Below are 26512 nucleotides of genomic sequence, written 5' to 3'. Positions count from 1 at the left end.
GCTCAAATATCATTTTTGGAGGAATGTTTCATGCAAAAGAGTCCATTGGATGAACTAATTCATGACTTGGAGAAGGAAATGTTGCGACTTGGTTATAGTCAAGGTACCATGCAGTTCTACCGCAGGAGATGGCAAATGCTCCTGCATTTCGCTCAGGATCGAGGTGAAACCTACTATACAGAACAATTAGGTATCGATTTTATTGAAAAACATTTTCAAATTCTTGAGAAAAATTTTGAGCGCAGATTATCGCAGCCAGAAACACAAGAACTGCGTGTTATCCGGATGATTGGTAACTTTCAGTTACACCGTACTATCTTACGTCGATATTATAAGCACAAGGAAATTTTGACGGATGACTATTATATTGAGCTAAGTCATCAGTTTAAGCAATATTGTGAGAATCAAAATTATTCTAAGGTAACTATCGACCACTATGTCAAACAATCAGAACGGTTTATGGATTATCTTGTCTCTCAATCTGTAAATGCGTGCAAAGATATCAACCTCACTCTGATTAATGACTATATCAAAACATTAGCTGGTTATGCCTATAAAACGGTGGAACAAGTAATTTGTTCGATACGTGCTTTTTTCCGGTTTCTTTTGGAAATTGGTGAGACAGATAAAGATTTTGCCTCAAAAACACCGATGGTCCAAGCTAGAAAACAAACTCGTATTCCGTCTGTATGGACAAAAGATGAGTTAGAAAAATTAATCGCTGCCATTGATAAAGGAAGCCCAAAAGGCAAACGTGATTACGCCATTATTTTAATGGCAAGTTTTCTGGGTTTGCGTTGTACGGATATTAAAAATTTGAAAATGGAGCACTTCCGATGGGAAGAAAAGCAGCTAGTCTTCACCCAATCTAAGACAAGAGAACCCCTATCTCTTCCCTTGACACCGGAGGTGGGCTGGGCCGTGATCGATTATCTCAAATACGGACGACCAAACATAGAAAGTCCCTACCTATTCGTCAAACACATGGCCCCGTTTGGTCCATTTTCAGAAGCCGATCATTTAAATCAACTGATTAGTAGATACATGGAACAAGCACGTATTCCAAAGTTGAAAAAACGAAGAGGTATGCATTCACTGCGACATACAATGGCTAGTATGCTTTTGGAAAAAGAAACACCGCTTTCCACCATTTCAGATATCCTGGGGCATATTGATACGAACTCAACAGCTGTCTATCTGAAAACAGACATCGAAAAGTTGAAAGAATGTGCGCTTGATTTTGAGGAGGTATCTGTCTATGAGTGATATCCAATATAAAGGTCCTTTAAAAGAACACCTTCAAAATCACGTGGAATTGAAAAAAGCAGTAGGATATAAATATGATACAAATGCTTGTCACCTTAAGCGTTTCGATCAATTTACATTGGAAAAATACCCTGATGCAATCGATTTAACAAAGGAAATTGTGTTAGATTGGTGCAGCAAAAAAACGTATGAGGCTCAGGCTAACCAATCTTCACGTGCATCCATCATGCGCCAGTTTGCGAAGTATATGGATTCTGTTGGAGCGAATGCTTATATTCTTCCTAAAGGATACTTTTCGAAAGGGCAACAATATACTCCGTATATTTATACAACGGAGGAACTTACTAAGTTCTTTACTGAAACCGAGAAATGCAAGTACTGTTCCGAATGTCCGTATCAACATCTCATTATGCCTGTATTTTTTCGAATGATTTACATGTGCGGTCTAAGATCATCAGAAGCACGACTTTTAAAATTGGCTGACGTTGACCTTGAAAACGGCATTCTCATCGTCCATCAATCCAAGAAAGATAATAGTAGAATGATACCTATGTCAAAACCTCTAACCGAACGCTGTCGGCATTATTCAGATAAGGTACACCAATTTTCAAAAGTCGAAGACTATTATTTCCCTGCTTTTGGTGGAAAACCGATGACTATAGGAAATGTATATAAGAACTTTCGCAAATTTCTATGGGGTGCCAATATTTCGCACGGCGGCAGAGGGAAAGGTCCTCGTGTTCATGATTTTCGACATACTTATGCCGTTCACTGCCTAAAAAAATGGACGGAACAGGAAAAAGATTTAACAGCTTACCTTCCGGTACTGAAAACATATATGGGACACGATACGTTTGAAGAAACCGCCTATTACTTGCGCATGACTGCCGATGTGTTTCCGAATATTACTTTAAAATTGGAAACACAATTTCCGAAGGTGATTCCGGTACTGGGAGGCGATGTGGTTGAAACCGACTGATTTTGCCAAACATCTCACGAACTTTCTTTCAAGTTACTTGCCATCCCAGAAAAATGTGAGTAAAAACACCATTCACTCCTATCGGGATACATTTAAACTCTTAATTAGGTATTGTCAAGAAACGAAAAATATACCAGCAGAACGAATAACGATGAGCGTTCTTTCGAATGGCTTACTGATAGAATTCCTAGAATGGTTGGAGAAAGAGCGAAAATGTAGCATTTCTACCCGAAACCAAAGACTTTCCGCCATTCATTCCTTTTTCCGATACGTACAGGCTGAAGAGCCCGATGGGCTCTTTCACTTCCAAAAAGTCATCGCCATCCCAACTAAAAAGGTAAAGAAAACAATGGTGGAGCACCTGACACCTGAGGCAATGAAACTTCTTTTAGAGCAGCCAGATAAACATTCCCTCAAGGGACGACGCAACCTGACACTCATGAGTGTGTTGTATGATACAGGAGCCAGAGTACAGGAACTAATTGATATTACTGTCAGGGATGTCATTTTGGAGGTGCCGGCAGTCATTGTATTAAACGGAAAAGGAAATAAAATAAGACGTGTACCTCTTATGAAAAATACGGTATCGTTGTTGGAGCACTATATTGTTGAACATCAGCTCGATAAACCATGGAAAAATGAATATCCTTTATTCTCTAACAGCCAACATAACAAGCTTACCAAGGAAGGAATAGCTTATATTATTTCAAAATATGTGGCAGAAGCACAAAAGTCTTCTACGATGATACCTGCAAAAGTAAAACCACATATGTTTCGTCATTCAAAAGCTATGCATTTATTGCAAGCCGGCGTCAACTTAATATACATTCGTGATTTCCTTGGTCATGTGGATTTAAAAACAACTGAAATCTATGCCAGAACGGATACAGAGACAAAAAGAAAGGCTCTTGAAAATGTTTATCCGGATTTGATTAATAGCGATCTACCGGATTGGAATAGAGATCAAGCGCTTCTTTCTTGGCTTTCTGAATTAAAATAAAATAGATATTATGCAAAGTAAATGGAAGAATAGCCCTTTATCCATAGGTTTTTTGAAGTTTACTTTGCATAACATAATACTTTGCATAAGGGGGAAACCTGTCTCCGTTACTCAGTAATATTTACTTAAACGAATTAGACCAGCTATTGGAGAAACGAGGACATCGATTCGTGCGTTACGCAGATGACTGTAACATTTATGTAAAAAGTAAAAGAGCAGGTCAGCGAGTAATGAAAAGTATTACGAAATTTCTCGAGACGGATTTGAGTCTTACAGTGAATCGGGAAAAGAGTGCGGTGGGCAGCCCTTTGAAACGAAAGTTTCTAGGCTTCTGTCTCCTCGTTACAAAGAAAGGTGTTCAAATCCGTCCCCATTATAAAGCAAAAGTAACCGTTAAACAGAAACTTAGACGGATTACCAAACGTAATCGTGGACGAAGTATCGATGTGATTCTAAAAGAAATCCAGCAGCTTATGACAGGGTGGATAAACTACTATGGCATAGGAGAAATGAAAGGATTTATGAAGAATCTAAACGAGTGGCTGAAGCGAAGGATTAGACAATGTATCTGGAAACAGTGGAAAAATCCACGCACAAAGAGAAAGAATCTAATTCATCTAGGTATCGATAAACGGAAAGCTTATGAATGGTCGAATACAAGAAAAGGCTACTGGGTCATATCTGGTAGCTATGTACTCCATCGTTCCTTGACAGATAAAGAACTGGCATCGAGAGGATATAAAGATATCGCTCTTCAATACCAGTTCGTACACTCAAACTATTGAACCGCCGTATACGGAACCGTACGTACGGTGGTGTGAGAGGGGCGGAAAGCTACTTAGCTTTTCCCTCTACTCGATTTATATGACCAAAAAGGTTGAACACCTCAACAAGTGCAACAATTATTGCCATCCTCGTTACAACACTTAAATCCATTCGAGTGAGCTCTCATGAGTAGGATACGAAATAAAACACAAAAGGACATTTCAGTGATGCTTGATCCAGCTTATGATATGGATTCGAAGTCCAAAACATGGGATAGAAGTACTCTATTCGGTTTTTGACCTTGCAATTTCACTTGAAGCAAAGCACAGGTCATTAGTTGTATCGATGAAAATCATATCATACAGACTGTCTTCAATTGGATAATTTATTTGCCTTAAGCCACAGGTGAACATTGTAGGCAAAGGTAATTTCCGCAATTTCAAGCCCATTATTAATGTCTATGCCAAGTTTTTTAATGGTTTCCATTCGATACCTTAGCGTATTGTAGTGAATGAATAGCTTATTGGCAGCTTTTTTCGCATTAAAATTTTCCTCTATTAATATTATGAGCGTTTTGATGAGATTCATATTTGCCTTTTTATCGTAAGCGATGATTTCCCCTAATTTATTATCAACATATTTTTGCAGAATATCTGTATTCTGAACCTCTTTAATGACATTAAATAATTGATAGTTATCATAATGACTGACGAAAGGTACTGGTTCTATATAGGATCCAATATACAAAGCATTTTGGGCTTCTTGGTAAGCAGAAGGAAATTGATTAACATCAACAATTGAGTTGGAAATTCCAATCCCTATTCTAAACTTGTTTTTCAAATTTTCATTAATTAAGTATCCAGCTTCTGTCACCTTTTTTTTGATCTGATTAACAAAGGCGACATTAATAAAAAGGACAAGCGAATCATCTAAAAAGACACTTTTGAATTTATCCCCAGTTAACAACGATAATTGTTCTAATGCTTTTTCGATCAGATTTGAATTTAAGATATAATCATAGGCTTCTTTTTTCTTTTGCTCATCTTCCAACCAAACTTTAATGTTCATCAGAACTTGAGGAAACTCTAAACTCCAGCCAAAAGATCTTGCCTTATTGATCGTTTCTATCTGTGAATACTTTTTCCCATTTAAAATATCTCTAATAAAGGAATCTTGAAATGTTTTTTCTTTTTCTATGACAGCATCATTTTTGAAAAATACGGATGCAATCAATAAGGAAGCCTGTTCAACTGCAATAAGCATATTTTTATCTTTAGAGTCTCCTTTTAATAGTAAGAGGTAACCAAATTTTCGCTGTCCTGCATTAATAAGGTGTTTGATATAGGCTTGTTCACTATAATCAACATCATTGATGCGAATAATAAAATGATTATTTGTATATTCGGATTTAGAAGGAATAAGAGAAACTTCTTTATCAGTAATGTCCTCTGATACTAAATCAATATTCAACTCATTATCTAGTAAGATAATAGGGAATTTAACCAGTTTTGCTAAACTATTAACCAAAGTTCCAATATCTGCTCCTTTTAAAAATAAATTCATTAAATGCTGGTGAATATAGTTTCTGAAATTTAACACTTCGATATGTTTGTCTAAAGATAATTCAATAATTTCTGAAATCAGTTCAGAAAAATTGACATTGGTCGGTAATTCAATGATCGGAAAATTTAATGCATCAGCTTGTTCAATCATAATAGAAGGAATTTCTTCTACATACCTCGCAGGTTTAATACATATTCCTGCCAAATTTAATTTTTCAATTTGTGGAATAAGATTATTAATGGTGTCTTCATCATCATAAATGGGGAACAACGTTGTAATGAGTAAATTATTAGCTTTAACAAAAGGGAGAATATCTGGTACTTCCATTAAAGCAGCATTACTAACTGTATTTGAAAGTCCTTTTTCGCCAGCAACGACTTTAGCGTTTATAAATCCATCCAGCTCTAGGACATCTTTTACTGTGATCAACATATTTCATCATCCATTCTTTTTTACGTTTGAGAATTTACCTCTCTTAAAATAGAGCTTAGAAAATTCATTTGACTTTATGCTTTTCTGTAAAAGATAAAGTATAAAAAAACAATACCACTATATCAGGAAAAACTCAGATTTTCTCATCATATTGAAAGTTATTTGCTCTTTTTATGGATAAAAAAGTTTTCTTCGGAGAAATTACATGATATTGTTGCTTTTACTCATTCGAGTTGTCTAACCTTTTTTAATTCATGCTTAGGAAGACTTAGCTTGCCATCAGCTCTTTATGATGGGACAAGTAAGAACATATATCTGTATGAACGATGTCATGTAGACTCTTTTTCTGCAGAAATAGACTTCTCAAAGCGGAAATCTTACCTGGCTAAGCAGTAAAGGACCGAGGGGCTTTCTCGGTTTTTTTATGCAACGGCAACGGCTTTCATTAAATACAATGAATTTACTATTTTAATTTAAGTTCATTCTTCCTGATGATTTTATAATAGAAAGTATTGTATTGTCAAAAGTACACAATAAGAAAAGATATTTTCATCAATTATTTATGATGATTTAATAATGGGTCACATGCTAACATTTAATTAAAGACGTTTGAAACCGTTTCCTAATGGTTCAAACATTAGTCTTTATGGATAAATTACACAAATTTAATATCAAGGAGGAGAAGAATAATGATGGATGTCAATGTTTATAAAATACCTATGTCAGGTCCAGACGATGTATCAGGGTTAGAAGAATTGATTAAAAGTGGTGACATTAATCCTGCTGAGATTATAGCAGTGTTAGGCAAGACAGAGGGGAATGGTTGTGTCAACGATTTTACTCGAGGATTTACGACTTTTGTTTTTAGAAAGTATCTTGCTGAGACACTTGGAACAACAGAAAAAGAAATTGAAGAACATGTTGCCTTTGTTATGTCCGGAGGAACTGAAGGGGTGATGACTCCACATGCGACTATTTTTACGAAAAAGGAAGTAGAAGGTGTTGTTGAAGAAAGTACTGATAAAGCCTTAGTTGCTGATGTGGGATTTACCCGAGATTTTCTTCCTGAAGAAATTGGTACGCTAACCATGGTAGAAGAAGTTGAAAAGGTAGTCCATGAACTTATGACATCAGCAGGAATTGAAAGTACAGACGATGTTCACTTTGTTCAGATCAAATGTCCTTTATTGACTTCAGATCGAATGTCTGACGCCAAGTCTAGAGGACAATCTGTCGTAATAGAAGATACCTATAAATCGATGGGCTATTCAAGAGGTGCCTCTGCATTAGGTGTGGCTGTTGCTCTTGGGGAAGTTGAAAAAGATCAAGTTTCAAGTGAATCTATCCTAAATGATTGGTCTTTATATTCAGGTGTAGCTTCAACATCAGCGGGTGTTGAATTAATGAATTGTGAAGTCATTATTATGGGGAATTCTACAAAGTCTGTTAGTAAGTATCGAATGGGTCATAGTGTGATGAAGGATGCTATCGATTTAGAAGCTGTGATTGAAGCAATCAGAAATAGTGGACTTGATGTTGATAAGCTCCCATCAGAAGATGATAAGAAGAGAATTGTCAATGTTCTCGCTAAAGCAGAAGCTTCTTCTAATGGAAAGGTAAGAGGTAGAAGAACGACCATGTTGACAGATTCTGATATTAATCATACGCGTCATGCTCGAGCAGTTGTCAATGGTGTGATTGCTTCTATTGTTGGTGACCCGATGGTTTATGTGTCTGGTGGTTCAGAACACCAAGGTCCTGATGGTGGAGGACCAGTCGCCGTGATTATCGAAAAATAATCGATTGAAATGGGTGAAATAAGTGAATTATTTACTAAAAAACGGTTATTTTCCTTTTAGTAATCAAATAAAAGATATTCATATCAAAGAGGGTTTGATTGAAAACATTTCAAAAGATATTCAAGTCGAAAAATCAGTTACTAACATTATCGATTTAAAAGGTAAATTGGTTATCAGTGGATTTGTAGATGGGCATATGCATTTAGATAAAGCGATGATTAGTGAAAATAAAGTGAATCAAAGTGGAACGTTATCTGAAGCGATAGAGATAATGAGCAAGTATAAACCTAACATGACCAAAGAAGATATCAAACAACGCGCCAGACAAACACTTGAACAATCTTTTGAAAACGGCTCGAGATTCCTTAGAACCCATATAGATGTAGATGACCGAATCAAATTAAGATCAATTGAAGCACTAATGGAGTTAAAGGAAGAGTATAAAGAAATACTTGAACTGCAAATTATTGCTTTTCCTCAAGATGGCATTAACAATGATGCAGCATCCTATGCTTATTTAGAAAAAGCTTTGCAAGCTGGAGCGGATCTTATCGGTGGAATTCCGGCAACCGAAGACGATCCAGTTAAGCATATGGAAATGATTTTTAAACTGGCAGTCAAATATGATGTCGACATCGATATGCATATTGATGAAACAGACGATCCTTCTTCTCTTACGATTAAGGATCTTGCCAGGTTAACGCTAGCAAACGGCTATACTGGCAGAGTCACAGCAGGGCATTTATGCAGTTTAGCAGCTAATGATCGGGAAGTGATCTCACCAATTGTGGATTTGATTAAGGAAGCTAAAATTAATGTTATTTCTCTTCCTTCGACAAACTTATATTTACAAGGACGTCGTGATAAGAAAAACATTAGAAGAGGAATCACTCCGGTCAAATATCTTATTGACAAAGACATCCCAGTTGCGATTGGTTCCGATAACATTAGGGACCCATTTAACCCATTTGGAAATGGAAATATGTTAGAGGAAGCTCTCATTGCGGCACATGGATGCCAAATGGGTGGTGAGGAAGATTTAGATCATTTATTTGATATGATCTCGATTATTCCAGGAAAATCGCTAGGATTTAACTATGAGCTTGAACAAGGAAATCAGGCTAACTTCATCATTTTAGATGCATGTAGCAAAGCCGAAGCCATCATAAAACAAGCAAATTTATTTGGCTATTTTGCGAAGGGGATATTTAACAAAAATGATTAGCAGTAAAAGTTGTTTTCAGCCAAAATATCTTGTTACGCATTAGAAAAGGATAAAATTTCAGCTAAGAGGCTATTCTATGAAGCAGAAATTTAAGTATCCCTAGAAAAGCTTTGCTTATCGCCAAGGTAAAAAAGCGGAAGCTATAGCTTTACTTATACTATCATCATTAAAAGCTTATTTTCTTGATAGTGCAAGTATAAGTAAAACGGATGCTTTCGCTTTAAGGATGAGCAAAAGCGAGTTTGGAAGTTTGGCTAGTATTGTTTCTTTATAACTAGATGGATATATTCTAAAAGGAGATAGAGGAGTCCGTTTCAAAATATTGTTACCTCTGTTGTTATTTTTAAAATTGAATAAAAGGAGATGAATATAATGAGTTTATTAATCAACATTATTCCCGTCATTATTGTATTAGTTCTATTGTTCAGAAGACACCATATGTTGGTTGCTGGACTAGCAGGTGGGATCGTCGCTGTTATTATTGGCGGTATTGGTTTAAGTCAAATATCTGACATATTTATTGATGGGATTAACAATATGTTAACCATTACGGTTCCTATTCTTTATGCTTCAGCGGCAGTCATGGTATCGAAAGCTGGAAGCATTCAGTCTTTGGTAGAACTGTCTAGAAGGCTTTTAAAAGGTAAGATTAGCATTTTAGCCGGAATTATTGTTCTTATTCAAGGGCTCGCAACTTACACAGCAGGTATGGGTGCCGGAAATACAATGGTAACGGCGCCATTAGTGGCAGCTGCTGTAGGTGCAATACCTGAGGTTATTGGAGCGATGGCTATTATTTCAGCGGTTGGTTTTACGGTCTCCCCAGCTTCTACTGAAACAGTCTTAACAGCTGAAAGTGCTGGAAGAGATGTGGTTGCACACGCCTCAGCCATGTTACCTTATACGATTATTTTTTATTTGTTAGCGGCTGGATTGGCTATCTATGGTGTGTATAGAAGAGGGACATTAATCAATAAAAAAGCGGAAGAAAAAGATGAATTCGCAAACCAAGGGAACGGAACATTATTAAAAACGTCAATTCCTTTTGTGGCATTACTTGCTATGGTTGTTGCCGGAAGTAGTCTGAACTCTCTGATTGGTATCAATTTATTTACACCTGCTACATCGGTTATCTTTACCGCTATTTTAACGGTTATCTTTACGCCATTAAGTGGTAATAAAACAAGTGAAGCTTTGGTAGATGGTTCCAGATTTATTTTAACCACATTATTTTCGGTTGGGATTTTTCTAGCATTTATTAATTTGATCAGTGAGCTTGGCACATTTGAACAAATTGCTGCATTGGCACGACAAGTACCAGAAATGATTGTGTTACCAGTTGCTATGATCTTAGCCTTTTTAATCGCTATCCCTTCCGGTGCATTTACAGCTGGTGTGCTAACGTTGACATTACCGACATTATCGTCTCTAGGACTTCCATCTGAAGCAATGGGATTTGTGGCGATTGCAACGGGTCTAGGTACACAAATTAGTCCTGTTCAAATTAACGTCGCCGCCTTAGCAGAAGGTTTTGGGCTAGAGATTATGGATGTTATCAAAACAAATTTTAAATTTATAGTAGGAATGCTTGTTTTAATTATTATTGTTGCAGTGATTGTTGTTTAATAATATGATCTGACATTCTGTATTTTGCCACCAACAATAGTTTATAAATATGGATGGTTTAATTAGATAAAGGTGTGGTGAAAATGGAAAAAAATCAAAAAAGTGAATTAGAAATTATCTATGGCATCGACGATAGACCTAAACTTGTTAAGGCGATTCCATTGGCTTTCCAACATGTACTAGCAGTGTTTGCCGCTAATATCACTGTACCCCTTTTGGTATCAGGATTGTTAGGTCTATCATCATCGGAAACAACTTTTTTAATTCAGTGTGCTTTACTTATGGCAGGAATAACAACTTTTATCCAGCTTGCTAAGTATAAGGGGATAGGCTCAGGTCTTCCAATTGTCATGGGAACAAGTAATGCTTTTATTGCAACAGTTTTGCTTATTGCTGAAGATTATGGCATACCAGGTGTATTGGGGGCAAGTTTAATTGGGGCATTATTTGAAATTTTGATCGGAAAAAACTTAAAAAGATTAAAACGTGTATTTCCCCCTTTAGTCAGCGGGATTGTCGTTTTAACAATCGGGATTACTTTAATACCTGTAGGCATTGAACAAGCTGCTGGTGGAGGAGAGAATCTAGGTGATCTGACCAGTTTATTGATTGCAACGATTGTACTAGTAACGATCATTGTATTTAATCAAAGTAAAAATAAATTCTTAAAATCTTCATCGATATTGATTGGGATTATTTTTGGCTATATTATTGCTGCCTTTTTTAACTTAGTTGATTTCGCGCCAGTATTGGAAGCTAATTGGCTCTCATTTCCTAAGCCATTTCAATATAAATTAGCATTTAAGCCGGTTGCCATTTTAACGATGCTCTTTATGTATCTTGCGACAACGATCGAAACGATGGGCGATGTATCTGCTATTACAAATGGAGCTGAGGGACGGGAACCATCTGATGAAGAATTAAGCGGTGGTGTCGTAGCTGATGGAATAAGTAGTGTCTTAGCTGCCTTTTATAACAGTTTTCCAAACACTTCTTTTACACAAAATGTCGGTGTCGTCAATTTGACAGGTGTTTTTAGTAAGTATGTTGTAAGAATAGGCGCAGTTATTTTAATTATTTTAGCACTTCTTCCTAAATTCTCATCTATGATTGCGATTATGCCTGAGCCCGTTTTAGGCGGGGCAGCATTAGCTATGTTTTCAATGGTTGCTGTTTCAGGACTTTCATTATTGAAAAAAGTAAAATTCGATAGCCGCAATATGTTAATTATCTCAATTTCCTTAGGACTTGGTGTTGGGTTGAATATTATACCTGAAGCCACACACTTATTACCTGATAGTATTCACTTTGCTTTAACATCTGGTGTTGTTCCAGCCGCATTGGTGGCAATCATTATGAACTTAGTGCTGCCTAAAAATGATTAAAAATAATTATTGCCAGCTTGCACTGGAGAAAATGAAGCGATTGATGAGGGAGAGAACAATCAATGAGACAGAAGCAACATCTTAGATTTTTCTCCCTCTCATTTGATGAAGGATTTAATGAATGGGTTGTAAAATCTAAGCAACAGCCAGCGAAGAAGGTGGGTAATATCCACAGTATCTTTAAACGGGTCATTAATTTTCAGAGTGAATCCAATAAGCTATATAGCATACTCAAACAAGATTTGGATAATGGACCATACTCGATCCGGTTGGCAACGAATGATTCAATAAGTTTTCTTGCTTTAGACATTGATAAGGGAGATCCAGTTTTTCTAAAGAATAATCATTTAGAGATAGCTAATAAATTATTGGTGAACCTTGAGACAGGGAAACTTTGGTGCCCAAAGAAATTAGCAATTCACTTACACCAATATAAGTCAGTTTTTCAAAAGAACCTTAATGTCTATCATGAGTTACTACAAGCAAACACACCATCGGGTGGGGCAAAGTATTATTATGAGAAAAACCATTTATCTCGACTAGGTAAGCCAAACGTTTCACTGGTAGAAAAAGAACTTGAAAAAAGAATTAGCTATTTTTTATCATGCCTAGATCAAGAGCCCAAAATACTAAAAGAAAGTGTTCAGGCACTGATTGGTTTGGGAAATGGTTTAACTCCATCAGGTGATGATTTCTTAACTGGTTTTATTACGGTATTAAATCTGATCGATGAAGAAAAGCCACAAACGATATTTAGAAAATTAATGCATTTGCTCAAAAATATGGATCTTTCAACAACAGATATTAGTGTGATGATGATTAAAGCAAGTATTGAAGGAAGAACGCGAGAAAGATTGTTAAATTTTATTAACGATCTTTGTACAACTCAAGCTGATGTAATACTTATTGATAGTATCGAAAAGGTTTTTGCGATTGGATCGTTGTCAGGAACTGATATGGCAACGGGAATGGTGACGAGTTTAAAATATAGCTTGAACAGCTTGGATGTTTAGAAATGATCAAATTTTTCCAGGGAACCCATTGAATGGCATGAAAGATTAGGATTTTTCGGCAAACTTTACTGCTCACTAAAACCTTGTATTTATGATTTCCCGTTACAAAAACTAAGAAGTAACGATGGAGTATTGATACAGTTACTTGTTTTAACGAACTCATTTACCCTCAATAAACGACTTCTCTGAGGGCTATCGGTTTAGTTAGACAGCAAAGAACGCACATTAGGAAAGTATAAAATTTCAGGGCCGAAGTTATTCGACGAAGCGGAAATTCTAACGTCCTAAGTATAAGAAAAACTGAATCTTTCAAAGGATCTTCGACTAAGTTTCCCATGTCCTCGAAAATAAAGATCTATTTTCTTTGTGCGATGTATCGCTCCGAAGCTCTCCTTGTCCTATGGGAACATCGAAGCCAACACATCCATGTGCTAGTGAGCGAAAGCGAGTTTTTCTAAAAAAGCAAGCAAGATCATTTTAGTTAAAATACCCTATTTAGGGTTTAATTATAGAATTTCAAATTTATTAGGGAGGTATCACAATGGGATCAAAAGTAATAATTGAAAAAAATGCTTATCATGATTCTGTTACACTCATGTCTTTATCGGGAAAAATTCTCGAGTTAGAGGGTGTTGAAGAAGCTGTTGTATCAATGGCGACACAAATGAACAAGGATTTATTAGATAATATCGGTCTCTTAACAGATGAGGCTAAAGAGGCGACAGATAACGATTTGGTTATTGCGGTAAAAACGGAGACTGAAGAACGAGTTGAAGAGGTTATGGAATATATTAATGATCAATTATATTCCAAAAAGTCATCGAAGAAAAACAATGAGGATAAACCACTTAAGACGTTGAATTCGGCACTGGATACTATGCCGGAAGCAAATCTTGCAGTTATTTCCGTTCCAGGGCAATATGCTGCTCGTGAAGCACGCCAAGCGATTAAAAAGGGTCTTAATGTCATGATCTTTAGTGATAATGTCAGCTTAGAAGATGAAAAGGAGATAAAGGAAAAAGCGAAAGAAGCAGGATTGTTTGTCATGGGTCCAGATTGTGGAACCGCTATGCTGAATCAAGCAGGCTTGTGTTTTGCTAATAAAGTGAACAAGGGCAATATCGGTCTTGTTGCTGCTTCTGGTACAGGTTTACAGGAAGTTATGGTGCAGGTTGATCGTCTCGGTTATGGTATTTCTCAGGCGATTGGAACAGGTGGGCGTGATCTTCATGAATCCATCGGTGGAATCATGATGTTGGCAGGTTTAGAAGCCCTAGAGCAAGATGAAAACACGGATATTATTGGTCTGATTTCTAAGCCGCCAGCAGAAAGTGTCCAAGAAAAAATTCTTGCACAAGTGAAAAAGGCTAGTAAACCTGTTGTTATTTGCTTTATTGATGGAGATGCTACCGCTGTGGAAGAAGCTGGAGCAACATTTGCCAATACCTTAACAGGTGCTGCAAAAAGACTCGTTGAACATGTAGATCCTTCAATTACCTTTAAAGATGAAGAGAATTTAGAACAAGAACAGTGGATCACAGAACAAAAAGGTAAACTAAGTGGCTCACAAAAATATGTACGTGGTTTGTATTGTGGTGGAACGTTAACATCCGAAGCATTATCTATTTTACGTCCTTTAACAGGGGAGATCAAAAGTAATGTAGCTAAAAAAGCTGATGAAAAACTAGTCAATCTGTCTACTAGCCAAGGTCATGTGTTATTAGATATGGGTGAAGATGAATTTACTGTCGGTAAACCCCATCCAATGATTGATCCAACCTTACGTAATTCACGAATTACACAGGAAGCGAAAGATTCTGAAACAGCTGTCTTATTAATGGATTTTGAACTTGGCTATGGATCTCATGATGATCCAGTTGGGGTGACCATTGAAACGATTAAGGAAGCACAGCAGCTAGCTGAAGCGGATGGACGTCACCTTGCCATTATTGGTTATATTTGCGGGACAAATAAAGACAAGCAAAGTCTTCAAGAACAAACAGCAATACTAAGAGACGCTGGTGTTTATATTTCAGAAAGTAATGAATCAGCCGTAAAAATGGCGGCACAGCTTATCTCATAGTTAACTTAAGTACCATCAGCTGTAGTGAGAGAATCCATTAGCTATGATTTTGGTTAATATTCACTTTTGCCTAAGTTCTATAGTGGAATGATTCTCTGAAGAAATAGTAAAGATTGATCAGAAATTAAATGATTCACAGAAATAATGAGTATATCAACAAGAATAGGGAGGCATTATGATGAGTAAAAACGAGCAATTATTTCAAGATTCATTGCGCGTCATTAATATAGGAACATCGACCTTTAAGAAAGATCTGGATTTACAAAATGTTGAAGCGGTTCAAGTTGATTGGGAGCCACCTGCGGGGGGGAATGTAGAATTAATTGAAGCGCTAGACGAGCTGGTCGATAATGAAAAGGTTGAAGAAGCGAATAAAGAAGTGATCAAAAGAATCACAGATTCTCACCCGATTCTCATCGATATTGATCAAGCTAAAAACGTTGTTCCAGGCATGCATGAGAAAAAAATTCTTCATTCGGGTCCACCGATTGAGTGGGACAATATGTGTGGTCCACAACAAGGTGCCGTCATTGGTGCATTGATTTATGAGGGACTTGCATCAAATGAAGAAGAGGCACGTGAACTTGCAGGATCAGGGGAAATTGATTTTTCACCATGTAATGAACACTCGACAGTTGGACCTATGGCAGGAGTAGTTTCTCCTTCAATGCCTGTCCATATCGTTGAAAATAAAACGTTTGGTAATAAAGCCTATTGCACCGTTAATGAAGGCCTAGGAAAAGTACTAAGATTTGGTGCTTTTTCAAGTGAAGTATTAGATCGTCTAAATTGGCTCGAAAAAACGTATGCACCAGCTTTGAAAAAGGCTCTAGCCTTGACGGATGGTATCGATTTAAAATCATTAACAGCACAAGCCCTACATATGGGTGATGAATGTCATAATCGTAATAAGGCATCAACGAGTTTATTCTATCGAGAAATGGTTGAGTATTTCATGCTCACTGATCTGAATAAAACTGAAATCAAAGAAGTCCTTCAGTTCCTAAAGGGTAATGAACATTATTTTCTAAACTTATCGATGCCAGCATGTAAGTCAATGTTGGATGCTGCTCATGGTGTTCAATATTCTACGGTTGTAACGACAATGTGCCGTAATGGTGTTGAATTCGGTATCCGTTTAAGCGGTATGGGTGAAAATGAATGGTTCACTGCACCAGCTAATCATGTGAACGGACTCCTCTTCCCAGGGTATACAACTGAAGATGCCGCACTTGATCTTGGTGACAGTACGATTACAGAAACAACAGGGATTGGTGGATTCGCCATGGGTGGCGCCCCAGCCATTGTTCAATTTGTTGGTGGTGACGTTGAAGATGCTATCCAATATAGTGAACAAATGCATGAAATCACCGCAGGAGAAAATAGTAACTATTCGATTCCAACCTTGAATTTCCGTGGTTCTGCATGTGGAATCGATATTCGAAAAGTAGTCGATACGAATATTTTACCCGTGATCAATTCAGGAATTGCTCATAAAGTAGCGGGGATTGGGCAAATTGGTGCAGGTGTCGTTCATCCACCAAAAGCATGCTTTGAAAAGGCCTTGCTTACATTTGCTAATAAATATAAGGGGGAACTAAGCAATGGGTAAAGTACTAATTGCCCTTGGTGGAAATGCATTAGGTGACACACCAGAGGAACAACTAGAACTCGTGAAAGAGGCAGCGAAAACAGTTGTTAGCCTTGTCGAACAAGGTCATGAGGTTGTCATTGCTCACGGAAACGGGCCACAGGTTGGTAAGATTAATCAGGCTTTTGAAATTGCATCAAATATAAATTCTTCCATTCCAATGATGCCATTTCCTGAGTGTGGAGCGATGAGTCAAGGGTATATAGGCTATCACCTCCAAAATGCGATTAGTGAAGAGTTAAAAAACAGAACCATACAAAAAAGTGTCGCAACAGTTGTGACTCAAGTCGTTGTTGATCCTAATGATCCTGCATTTAATAATCCAACTAAACCGATAGGCTCCTTTTATTCTGAAGAAGAAGCTGAAAAATTAATTGAACAAACAGGACATACCTATATAGAGGATTCTGGTCGTGGCTACCGACGTGTTATTCCGTCACCAAAACCGAAAAAAGTGGTTGAGAAAGATGTGGTACAACATTTAGTTGATGCAGGACAAATTGTGATCACTGTTGGAGGGGGAGGCATTCCCGTTATAGAAGACGGGATAAAATTGCGTGGGATTGAAGCTGTTATCGATAAGGATTTAGCTAGTGAGTGTTTAGCTGAAGAACTTGATGTGGATTACTTGTTTATTTTAACAGCTGTAGAACGTGTCGCCATTCACTTTGGTACACCAAATCAGCAAGATTTAGAAAATGTATCTGTTGAGGAAGCGAAACAATTAATAGAAGAAGGTCAATTTGCTCCAGGAAGCATGCTGCCTAAAGTGCAATCAGCAGTTGCCTTTGTAGAATCTGGATCAAATCGTAAAGCGATTATATCCTCACTTGAAAAAGCTAAAGATGCGATGGTAGGTAAAACAGGTACAACATTCTATAATAAAAAGAACTAAAAAACTAATTTAAAAAAATAGAGCTGTTGCAAAATGAGAAATAAATAGTGCAACAGCTCTTTTTATTATGCTATATGTTTTTTACAGATTTGAAACTATCCATCATTTGAGAGGAAGCCTCAAGTCAAAAAGTTGAATAGAGCCCTTCTATCCATCATTTGAGAGGAAGCCTCAAGTCAAAATGTCGAATAGAACCCTTCTATCCATCAGTTCAGAGGAAACCTCAAGTTAAAATGTCGAATAGGGCGCCTCTATCCATCAGTTCAAATGAAACCTCAAGCCAAAAAGTCGAATAGGGCGCCTCTAACCATCAGTTCAGAGGAAACCTCAAGTTAAAATGTCGAATAGGGCGCCTCTAACCATCAGTTCAGAGGAAACCTCAAGTTAAAATGTCGAATAGGGCGCCTCTATCCATCATTTCAAACAAAAGTTCAAGCCCAAATGTCGAATAGAACCCTTCTATCCATCAGTTCAGATAAAATCTCAAGTCAAAAAGTCGAATAGCATCCTTCTATCCTTCATTTCAAATGAAACCTCAAGCTAAAATGTCGAATAGAAGGCATCTCTATCTTGTATTTCAAACAAAGATTTAATTCAAAGGTTGAATAGAATGTTTTATTCCCATTTCTAAGACTCACAAAAAGGGCTGTTGCACAATTAGCTAGCTAATTGTGCAACAGCCCTATATATTTCAACTTATTGATTCCCTTTTTTAACCCATTCTGCAATATTGATTGTTCGCTTAGCTTGGTGTTTTACTGCATCTTTAACATCTTCAACCATGTTTCCATCTTGGTCAACAGAAACGCTTGTGCCATAAGGATTTCCGCCCGCACCATATAAAACGGGGTCAGTGTATCCTGGCGCTGCAATAATCGCACCCCAGTGCATCATAGAGGTATATAAGGATAATATAGTAGCTTCCTGACCGCCATGTGGATTTTGGGCTGAACTCATCGCACTTACAACTTTATTTACGGTTTTGCCACTTGCCCAGATACCACCTTGAATATCAAGGAATTGTTTCATCTGTGATGGCATAACACCAAAGCGCGTAGGGGCGCTAAAGATCATTGCATCTGCCCACTCAATATCTTCTGACGTGGCTACAGGAATATCTTTTGTTGCCTCCACTGTTGCTTTCCAGGCTTCATTTCCTTCAATAACAGCTTGTGGTGCTAATTCTTCTACCTTTAAAACTCTTACTTCTGCTCCAGCTTCTTTTCCGGCTTCTTCAGCCCACTGTGCTAACTGATAATTCGTTCCACCCATACTGTAAAAAATAACGGCTAATTTAACGTTTGACATTTTTTCCATCTCCTTTATTTTTAAATCTTATATTATTGTTTTACCCAAAAGTGAGTATTTTTATCAATAAAAAGCATTGTCTAACTAATCAGGTCTTTCTATTTCAAATACTTCACCAATTTTGGCATAATTGTTGCCTGCTAAACGACTTACTGCCTCCAACATGTCATGATCAATGCGCTGATTTTGATCATAAATATCTTCATCAAGGTGATATTGAACAATTTTACCGATTAAAAGATCTACTCCAATTGAATGATCTTCACCTAACTCTAAAGCTTGTTCTAATCTACATTCAAAGCGGATTTTCGCTTCTTTAACTCCTGGTACCAAAATTTTTTCACTTTCAATTCGGGTTAAATCAGCTTGATCGATTTCACTTTGATTTGATGGTAATGACGCAGCTGTTTGATTGATTTTTTCAACATTTTGGTTATCGACAACATGGACGACAAATTCCTTGTTTGTCTTAATGTTTTTGGCTGTATCCTTCATTTGTCCATTCTTCCTTTGAATAGCAAGTGAAATCATTGGTGGATTGGATGAAACAATATTGAAATAACTAAAGGGTGCTCCATTTAATCCTCCATTTTCACCAACGCTTGTTACAAAAGCAATTGGGCGAGGAATGACCGTTCCAATTAAAAATTTGTAATTTTGTCGTTCAGAAATTAGTTTCGGATCAAATGTTAACAATATACCGCCCCCTTAATCTAATTCCCTGATTTTAGTTGGAACTAACAATGAATCGCAATATTTTTTATCTTGAATTCAAGATAATTGTATAATAAATTTTAACTGCTGTCAAATTAAAATACCAAAACTTCTTTTATAGTCTATCGATGATAACATAATTAAAACGAAGGCTTTCACTATAGAGACTTGGTGATGGCCTTCGCTTTTCTATAAGAGAAGTTTTGGTATTCAATTACATTAAATAAGTATTGATTTAAGTTGTATGTCCTTTAATTAATTCAACATCGTATAGAGTTCGTTCAACTTGATCACCAGTATCTTTGTGTTGGATTTGCTTGATTAATGTACGTGCTAAACTTTTACCCAACTGTTCGATAGGTTGCTTAATCGAGGTTAGTTTAGGCTCCTGTAACATTTGAGTGAAACTATGATAATCATAGCCAATGATTTTTAATTGTTCTGGAACCTTGATTCCTTTGGATTTTGCATACATGACTCATGCATAAGCCATTAAATCATTACTGCAAAAAATGCCATCATAGTCAGTGATCCGGTCGCTTAATTGTTCATCGATAAAATGCCAGTTATCCTCATACGTTGCCTCAATATTTGCCCCCCTCCAATACCTCCCATTCGACTTGATGTCTGGAGCAAGTCAATTACAGGTGGAAGTTTTCCGTAAAGACGGCTATGGGACAAGCTCACGGAAAGCGAAGTATATTTCCAAAACGGTCGTGTTGACCATATTGTTTCAACTACTCGCTCCACCAAAATCATTGTACCGGACGGTTATCTGCAATAAATAAGAGTGGGACCTACACGCTAGTCAGTGAGGATTCCACTCTTATTACTAATTATAAAAAGTCTTTGCGCAATTCTTCTGCTGAACGTGGAGAAATATAGCCTGGTGCAATATCAAAAACGGTTTTGGCACCGAATTGTTTTTCTTTGTTCAATCGGTAAGCAGCTCTTGCGTAAGCAACCATGACACTTGATGTGAATTCAGGATTACTATCTAATTTAAGTGAGAATTCGTAGATTTGCTTATTATCCAGTCCTGTTTGCCCGCCTCGAATCACGAAACCGCCATGTGGTGCTTTTGAATGATCACGATTTAATTCTTCGTCTGTAATGAAATGCACTTCGGTATTGTAATCAGCAAAATAGTTTGGCATTGTTTTAATCTCATGCTCGATTGCCGCTTTATCTGCATCTTCTTCAGCAACAATATAGCAGATACGATCATGTTTCTCGGCTGTTGTTAATTCAGGGTTGGCACCACTTCTAACTTTTTCAATGGCTGTTTCCGAGGGAATCGTATATTGAACCCCATTTTTTACACCATTTACTCTACGGACTGCATCTGAATGCCCTTGACTGAGTCCTTTACCCCAAAACGTGTAGTTTTCTCCATTTGGTAAAATGGCATCTGCCATCACACGATTGGTTGAGAAGAGACCGGGATCCCAGCCAACAGAGATGATTGCAGTTGTATTATTTTCAAGTGCGACTTCATTGACGGATTGATAAAACTCAGGAATTTTAGCATGTGTATCAAAGCTGTCTACCGTATTAAATAGACTAGCGAATTGAGGGGTTTGCTCAGGTAAATCTGTAGCAGAACCACCACAAAGTAACATAACGTCAATTTCATCTTTATAATCATTTGCCTCGGAAACATGTAAGGTTTTAACATTTGGTTCATCAATGACTAAGTCTTTAGGGTCTCTCCGAGAGAAAACAGCAATTAACTCCATATCTTCCGTTTGTTTAATTGCCTCAACTGCACCTTTACCTAGGTTTCCATAACCAACAATACCTATCTTAATCTTGTTATTCATCTATTCATCTCCTTTTTAACCTATTTTAGGAAAAACCACTTTCACTCATTGATACATACATGCGCTAGACTTAATGTTCTCTTAGGATTTGGGAACTTTAGCCGAAGTTTTTTGAAAGTGTTAGTTTTACTTAAACTTGAATCGCTAAAATTCCTGTTTCGTTGCTACTCTTAGTATGATTACTTGTCCAATCGTAAATTTTCGCTGGAATGTTATCTTTTCCTATCGTGTAAAAAATACACTTGTCTATATTACTTAAAGTAATAATAAACTAAGAATAGTGAGATTTTTCATATGCTTACTTTATCGTATAATAGTTTAAAATACAATTATCAAGTTCTCATTAGATTGTTCGCAAAAATGTATTGACAAACTATTTTTTTAGCTGTATATTAGTGAATGAATAAAATGATAATTCATTCACTAAGAAAAGAGGTAAAAAATGAATCAGAAAGATAAACAACAAGCGCTTTTTGATGCTGCTCGTGCTCTCTTTTTAAAACAAGGCTTCAAAAAGACGAATATTTCAGCTATTACTGAACAAGCCAATGTTGCCGTAGGAACATTTTATAAATACTATTCGTCTAAGGAGCAAATTTTTAATCAAGTATATCAAGCTGAAAATGAACAGGCTAAACGAACGATTATTTCACAAATTGATGAAAATCAGCCGCCAAAGCCGATGATTCAGCAATTTCTCAAAGCTATAATTGCTATGAGTGAGGATAATCTTATTTTAGCGGAATGGTATCAAAATACTGAAGTGAGTCAAATGCTTTCGAACTATAACCAAGAAGCAGATGTATGGAAAAATAGTTTTATCTATAGTGTTTTGATAGATAATATTAAACGTTGGCAAGCATCTGGTCAATTTCGAAAAGATATTGATTTAGATACGATACTTGCACTATTCAATGCCTTGGTTGTTGTTGATATTCATAAGGAAGAAGTGGGAAGTCAGCATTACCCGCAAGTATTGGAATTGTTAGCCGACATGATTGTTGATGGATTAAGTACAAAATAAGAGCTCCATTAATTATAATGGCGAATTCTTTTACCTAATAATGAATGAATTATATTTTTATTCATTCAAAAAGAAGTCATGAATAAATAAATGATAAAAAACAAACAAAGGAAGGGAGAACGTTCAATGGGTTTATTGATATTGGGTTGGTCATTAGTGATTATTGGAATAGTTATTGGATTGTGGGGATTTTTTGAGTTTCCTCTGACAGAGTGGCTGAGTCTCAACTTCTTGAGTTTAGTTGTTAGTGCAGTTGTTCTGCTTGCCATTGGTTTTGTCATTCTTAAAATGCCTGTTTGGTTAATCATACTTGCGATTGTTATTGGGGCACTGTTGCTATTATTTTATGTATGGAAATTTCAGATGGGGTTTGTTGAGTCACTTATCAGCTATATTATTATTGTCGCTTTAGCAATTTGGCTAGTCAGTCTTGTTGTTAGGTAAATGAATAGATGTCAAAGTTGAATGTATTCAATAGATGAGGTGAACTGGGCATCCGAGACAATGAGGAGATGGAAATAAGGGTGAAAAATATTTTGTCTATTAATAGTAAATGATTATCCAGACTTATCTGCCGTTTTTGACTGTCGGCACTTGTTCATAACATTTTTCATGCATTCAATCAGAGGTAGGCTAATACCAAAATGGTTGAAGATTCTCCCCTTTATGGTAGTATAGTTTGTATTAAAAAAATATAGGGGGGAGCACTATGCATACGGTTGTTAACTTTCGAGATCTCGGTGGTATTGCAAATAAAGCAGGTAAAAAAGTCAAATCCAAACGTATTCTGCGTTCTGGTGAATTAGTGTCAATTGCTAAGCAAGATCGGGAACAATTAATTTCACAATACCAATTGAAGAAAATTATTGATCTACGAGGAAAAGAAGAGGTAAGAAAGAATCCTGATGATCTGTTTACTGGTGTAGAATATCTTCATATCGATGTTATGGAAGATATAGATAAAAATACGACTAGTCTATATGATTTATTAAAACATGCCAATGTCCTTCAAGTAGATAAGGCTATGATCAACGTCTATGAACAGCTCATTTTAGATCCTATTGCTCAAAAAGGCTATCAAGCTTTTCTACAAGAAATGATTAAACAAGAAGAAGGAGCAGTATTATTTCATTGTTTTGCTGGGAAGGATAGAACTGGTGTAGGTGCAGCACTATTATTGAGTTTATTAGAAGTTGATCAAGAGCTCATCTTTGAAGATTATTTACAAACCAATCGACAACGGCAACAGGCCAATCAACAGATATTAGCGAATTTTTCAACGACTATTGTTGATCCAGAACATAAACGTGCGCTAGAGCGAGCGTTACTTGTTGATAGAATGTATCTAGAAAGCACTTTTGCGACGATACGCAAGCACTATAATAGTGTTCCTAACTATGTAAAAGAAGCCTTGAACATTGACTTGACAGAGCAAGCTTATTTGCGTGAAAAATTGCTAACTTCATGATAAATAATTGAATATTGAACATCGTGCGATCGATCAATAAAAAAGTTTAAAAAACAGCCTAGAGTTTTTCTTAGGCTGTTTTGTCTTGTTAAGAAATGATTAAAATTCCTAGTTACGGATAACAATTATGGAAAAGTTTGATTATCTCACTTAACAAGTAAGGAAATGAGAGAAGGATAAGGGGTTATTAAAGAAATTTAAAAAGATCATTTCACGGATTTCTGGAAACTTTATTAGCATTATTCACTAGATTCCAATCGTAACTATATTGAGAAGAAGGTGAGAGAAATTCTTTGTGAGACTGGAGATATAGGCTATCAGCAATATGAACAGTTAAGAAATAGAATCCTAATTTGTTGATGATTTTCATTAAACTTTCACATTGTCAAGTTATCATTATAGATGTGATTACGAAAGGGGATGGATAAATGCTTCAATATCATATGAAAGATCATGGATTTCAGGTAAATGCTGAATATGGAGAACTACAGGTTTCTGGACAGGGTGAGTATGGCTACCGACCTTATGAGTTGATGGTAACAGCTATTGTAGGTTGTAGTAGTCTAACATTTAAAAAAATATTAGAGAAAATGAGAATTATATTTACCGATATTCATGTTACTGCCGATATCGAGCGTAATTCTGACATTGCTAATCGTATTGAAAAAATACATCTTACCTTTATTGTTAGCTCTACAAATGCAACAGAAAAAGAGTTAGAAAAAGTATTAAAATTAGCTAATAAAAATTGTAGTATGATTCAATCAGTAAAAAACAGTATAACAATGACAGAATCGATTGTAAAAACATGATAAATAACTATAGACAGAGATGCTGAATAAGCTATTGAACTTATTTAAAGAAAAATGAACTGAATGTCTAAAAGATCATGATATTTAGTAATATGAGGTATAGTGATGAAACAAACAGTAATTATATATACGTCAACTTTATGTCCTATATGTGACATGGTTAAAAGCCTATTGGATACTTTAGCAATACAATATAAAGAAATAAATATAGATATAAATCCAATTGCAATGTTTCAACTTATTGTGAAAATAAGAAGATTATCTGTTCCGCAAACTTTAATAAAGGGAGAATTGATATCAGGATTTAACCCTGAAAAAATAATGCAAGTACTAAATAAGTATTGAAAAACTGTTCATTTGAATCGATAGAAGAACGCAATTGGCAGTGAAGTCCTTTTTCTTCACTGTTTTATTATAGTTTAGTAAATTATAAAATTTGTCCTTATGGATAACTATTTGTTGGAAGATGGGTCATGGGCGCAGTTCGTATGTTGCTGTGACGAACAGAAGGTGCCAATACAAATGTTTTCGTTGGGACGAGTAACCGCCAATCACTACGTTGGGACGAGTAATCACACTAAGGAAAACTACGGAGCATTTACAAGGTTAGAAAAACCTGGCTTATCGCCAAGTCTTTCTGGCGAATGCTATCGTTTGACTTAGACGATCGCCAATAAAGTCTTTTATTTTTTTGATCGTGCAAGAATAAATATCTTTCTTATTCTGAGTCCCAGCTCCAATCTCAGGCGTTGTGACACGATGTGGCGATTTTAACCTGTAAGGACACTCTGCGCTTTTGTACTTATAGGAAATTAAAAATAAAGATACATTATAGATATTTTTGGGATATAAGAAATGTCTATATAGTGGGTAGTATCACGACTAGTCAGTTAACGTATCTTTGAGATAAATTAGGAAGTACTAAGAATTATGATTTTCATTTAGAAAGGTGAATGAGATGCTTAAATTACTTTCTTGGATACTCATTATTGCAGGAGTTTTTATCTTATCTTTTGGAGGATATCACTTGTGGAGTTCATCTTATAAGGAAAAGGAAAGGCTTTCCGAAGCACAAGAAATGCTTGTAACAGAGGAACAAGCATTAAAAGACATAACGGATGAAGAAGTGTTGGATATGGTGTATGAAAAAGGGGAAACAATGGGATTGCTATATATACCTAAATTAGATCGGGAGATTCCGATAGTTGCAGGTACGGACGAAGAAGAACTTGCTCAAGGAGTAGGTCATTACTATGATACAGGTCTCCCAGGTCAAAATAGGCAAATTCTTCTTTCAGGACATAGGGATACTGTTTTCAGGAATTTCGATCAGTTAGAACATGGTGATGAATTTCATGTAAAAATGGAATATGGAACGTATATATATGAAATTCATGATCATGAAATTGTTGCGGCAAACAATACAACAGTGATCGATCCTTCGCGAGAAGATGAATACTTAACTGTTTCTACCTGTTATCCCTTTTCAATGATAGGAAATGCACCTGACCGATATGTATTGTATGCATATCCTCGATGATGTCATACAGGATTATATACTATATGAGTTATATAAAGGGAGACTCTTAGAGTAAAAGTAGTGCTTCGAGTAAGAAAGATAAAGATCTTAACAATATTGCAATATAAAGGTAAATATGATATATATTATTTTTTTTTATTC

The 26512-nt window shown here is 36.3% G+C and carries 25 protein-coding genes; 20 read left to right on the top strand and 5 right to left on the bottom strand.

The genetic code is table 11. The annotated features are described in order from the left end of the window. The first annotated feature begins 30 nt into the window (after positions 1–30). The 4 genes from ACS127_RS17935 to ACS127_RS17920 all read left to right on the top strand — a co-directional run bounded on the left by ACS127_RS17935 (position 31) and on the right by ACS127_RS17920 (position 4030). The gene (locus tag ACS127_RS17935; protein ID WP_440896378.1) at positions 31–1266 is read left to right on the top strand and encodes a site-specific integrase; all 1236 of its coding nucleotides are present in this window, start codon (positions 31–33) and stop codon (positions 1264–1266) included. Then, positions 1259–2245 carry a tyrosine-type recombinase/integrase gene (locus ACS127_RS17930; protein ID WP_440896377.1) on the top strand — a complete coding sequence of 329 codons (987 nt, stop codon included), beginning with the start codon at positions 1259–1261 and terminating at the stop codon, positions 2243–2245. Before ACS127_RS17935 ends, ACS127_RS17930 begins: the two co-directional genes overlap by 8 nt. Continuing rightward, positions 2232–3245: a tyrosine-type recombinase/integrase gene (locus ACS127_RS17925; protein WP_440896376.1), complete on the top strand. Its 1014-nt coding sequence runs from the start codon at positions 2232–2234 to the stop codon at positions 3243–3245. The genes ACS127_RS17930 and ACS127_RS17925 overlap by 14 nt, the downstream gene beginning before the upstream one ends. 98 nt (positions 3246–3343) lie before the next feature. Beyond that, positions 3344–4030: a group II intron maturase-specific domain-containing protein gene (locus ACS127_RS17920; protein WP_440898177.1), complete on the top strand. Its 687-nt coding sequence runs from the start codon at positions 3344–3346 to the stop codon at positions 4028–4030. Positions 4031–4382: 352 nt separating this feature from the next. On the opposite strand, the gene ACS127_RS17915 is transcribed toward ACS127_RS17920, so the two are convergent. Next, positions 4383–6005: a PucR family transcriptional regulator gene (locus ACS127_RS17915; RefSeq protein ID WP_440896375.1), complete on the bottom strand. Its 1623-nt coding sequence runs from the start codon at positions 6003–6005 to the stop codon at positions 4383–4385. Positions 6006–6694: 689 nt separating this feature from the next. On the opposite strand from ACS127_RS17915, the gene ACS127_RS17910 reads away from it, so the two are divergent. The 8 genes from ACS127_RS17910 to arcC all read left to right on the top strand — a co-directional run bounded on the left by ACS127_RS17910 (position 6695) and on the right by arcC (position 17682). Beyond that, the gene (locus ACS127_RS17910; RefSeq protein WP_440896374.1) at positions 6695–7804 is read left to right on the top strand and encodes a ring-opening amidohydrolase; all 1110 of its coding nucleotides are present in this window, start codon (positions 6695–6697) and stop codon (positions 7802–7804) included. A 22-nt stretch (positions 7805–7826) separates the two neighbouring features. Further along, complete coding sequence (locus ACS127_RS17905) at positions 7827–9029, top strand: amidohydrolase family protein (protein WP_440896373.1); 1203 nt, start codon at positions 7827–7829, stop codon at positions 9027–9029. Between the two features lie 372 nt (positions 9030–9401). After that, positions 9402–10655 (top strand): citrate transporter, encoded by a 1254-nt coding sequence (locus tag ACS127_RS17900; RefSeq protein WP_440896372.1) that lies wholly within the window; start codon positions 9402–9404, stop codon positions 10653–10655. An 83-nt stretch (positions 10656–10738) separates the two neighbouring features. Beyond that, positions 10739–12040: a uracil-xanthine permease family protein gene (locus ACS127_RS17895; protein ID WP_440896371.1), complete on the top strand. Its 1302-nt coding sequence runs from the start codon at positions 10739–10741 to the stop codon at positions 12038–12040. A 62-nt stretch (positions 12041–12102) separates the two neighbouring features. Then, positions 12103–13053 (top strand): DUF2877 domain-containing protein, encoded by a 951-nt coding sequence (locus ACS127_RS17890; protein ID WP_440896370.1) that lies wholly within the window; start codon positions 12103–12105, stop codon positions 13051–13053. Positions 13054–13594: 541 nt separating this feature from the next. Then, positions 13595–15136, top strand: coding sequence for an acyl-CoA synthetase FdrA (fdrA, locus tag ACS127_RS17885; protein WP_440896369.1), 1542 nt, complete (start codon positions 13595–13597; stop codon positions 15134–15136). Between the two features lie 178 nt (positions 15137–15314). Next, positions 15315–16748 carry an oxamate carbamoyltransferase subunit AllG family protein gene (locus ACS127_RS17880; RefSeq protein WP_440896368.1) on the top strand — a complete coding sequence of 478 codons (1434 nt, stop codon included), beginning with the start codon at positions 15315–15317 and terminating at the stop codon, positions 16746–16748. Then, the gene (gene arcC, locus ACS127_RS17875; RefSeq protein WP_440896367.1) at positions 16741–17682 is read left to right on the top strand and encodes a carbamate kinase; all 942 of its coding nucleotides are present in this window, start codon (positions 16741–16743) and stop codon (positions 17680–17682) included. The genes ACS127_RS17880 and arcC overlap by 8 nt, the downstream gene beginning before the upstream one ends. Before the next feature lie 696 nt (positions 17683–18378). On the opposite strand, the gene wrbA is transcribed toward arcC, so the two are convergent. From wrbA to ACS127_RS17860, 3 genes are all read right to left on the bottom strand, one after another. After that, complete coding sequence (gene wrbA / locus ACS127_RS17870; RefSeq protein WP_440896366.1) at positions 18379–18990, bottom strand: NAD(P)H:quinone oxidoreductase type IV; 612 nt, start codon at positions 18988–18990, stop codon at positions 18379–18381. A gap of 84 nt (positions 18991–19074) precedes the next feature. Next, positions 19075–19686, bottom strand: a complete 612-nt coding sequence (locus ACS127_RS17865; RefSeq protein ID WP_440896365.1) for a flavin reductase family protein — start codon at positions 19684–19686, stop codon at positions 19075–19077. A 253-nt stretch (positions 19687–19939) separates the two neighbouring features. Beyond that, positions 19940–20179, bottom strand: coding sequence for a substrate-binding domain-containing protein (locus ACS127_RS17860; protein ID WP_440896364.1), 240 nt, complete (start codon positions 20177–20179; stop codon positions 19940–19942). 148 nt (positions 20180–20327) lie between these two features. Here ACS127_RS17860 and ACS127_RS17855 point away from each other — a divergent pair, with 148 nt between their 5' ends. Then, the gene (locus ACS127_RS17855) at positions 20328–20492 is read left to right on the top strand and encodes a hypothetical protein (RefSeq protein WP_440896363.1); all 165 of its coding nucleotides are present in this window, start codon (positions 20328–20330) and stop codon (positions 20490–20492) included. A gap of 48 nt (positions 20493–20540) precedes the next feature. Here the strand turns inward: ACS127_RS17855 and ACS127_RS17850 are convergent, their stop codons facing one another. Further along, positions 20541–21527 (bottom strand): diaminopimelate dehydrogenase, encoded by a 987-nt coding sequence (locus ACS127_RS17850; protein ID WP_440896362.1) that lies wholly within the window; start codon positions 21525–21527, stop codon positions 20541–20543. A 442-nt stretch (positions 21528–21969) separates the two neighbouring features. On the opposite strand from ACS127_RS17850, the gene ACS127_RS17845 reads away from it, so the two are divergent. The 7 genes from ACS127_RS17845 (at position 21970) to ACS127_RS17815 (ending at position 26371) form a co-directional block, all read left to right on the top strand. After that, positions 21970–22551 (top strand): TetR/AcrR family transcriptional regulator, encoded by a 582-nt coding sequence (locus ACS127_RS17845; RefSeq protein ID WP_440896361.1) that lies wholly within the window; start codon positions 21970–21972, stop codon positions 22549–22551. A 90-nt stretch (positions 22552–22641) separates the two neighbouring features. Next, the gene (locus tag ACS127_RS17840; RefSeq protein ID WP_440896360.1) at positions 22642–22995 is read left to right on the top strand and encodes a hypothetical protein; all 354 of its coding nucleotides are present in this window, start codon (positions 22642–22644) and stop codon (positions 22993–22995) included. Positions 22996–23260: 265 nt separating this feature from the next. Then, on the top strand, positions 23261–24019 hold the full coding sequence (locus ACS127_RS17835; protein WP_440896359.1) for a tyrosine-protein phosphatase: 759 nt from the start codon (positions 23261–23263) through the stop codon (positions 24017–24019). 428 nt (positions 24020–24447) lie between these two features. Beyond that, entirely contained in the window at positions 24448–24831 is a 384-nt protein-coding gene (locus tag ACS127_RS17830) for an OsmC family protein (RefSeq protein WP_440896358.1), read from the top strand. A 105-nt stretch (positions 24832–24936) separates the two neighbouring features. Next, entirely contained in the window at positions 24937–25176 is a 240-nt protein-coding gene (locus tag ACS127_RS17825) for a glutaredoxin family protein (RefSeq protein WP_440896357.1), read from the top strand. 177 nt (positions 25177–25353) lie between these two features. Then, on the top strand, positions 25354–25494 hold the full coding sequence (locus ACS127_RS17820) for a hypothetical protein (protein ID WP_440896356.1): 141 nt from the start codon (positions 25354–25356) through the stop codon (positions 25492–25494). A 364-nt stretch (positions 25495–25858) separates the two neighbouring features. Then, positions 25859–26371 (top strand): class D sortase, encoded by a 513-nt coding sequence (locus tag ACS127_RS17815; protein WP_440896355.1) that lies wholly within the window; start codon positions 25859–25861, stop codon positions 26369–26371. Positions 26372–26512 lie beyond the last annotated feature (141 nt).

Source organism: Amphibacillus sp. Q70 (assembly GCF_052055485.1).
Classification (GTDB): domain Bacteria; phylum Bacillota; class Bacilli; order Bacillales; family Amphibacillaceae; genus Amphibacillus.
The sequence above is the reverse complement of the archived record's forward strand: the minus strand, read 5'-3'. Positions and strand labels throughout refer to the sequence as shown.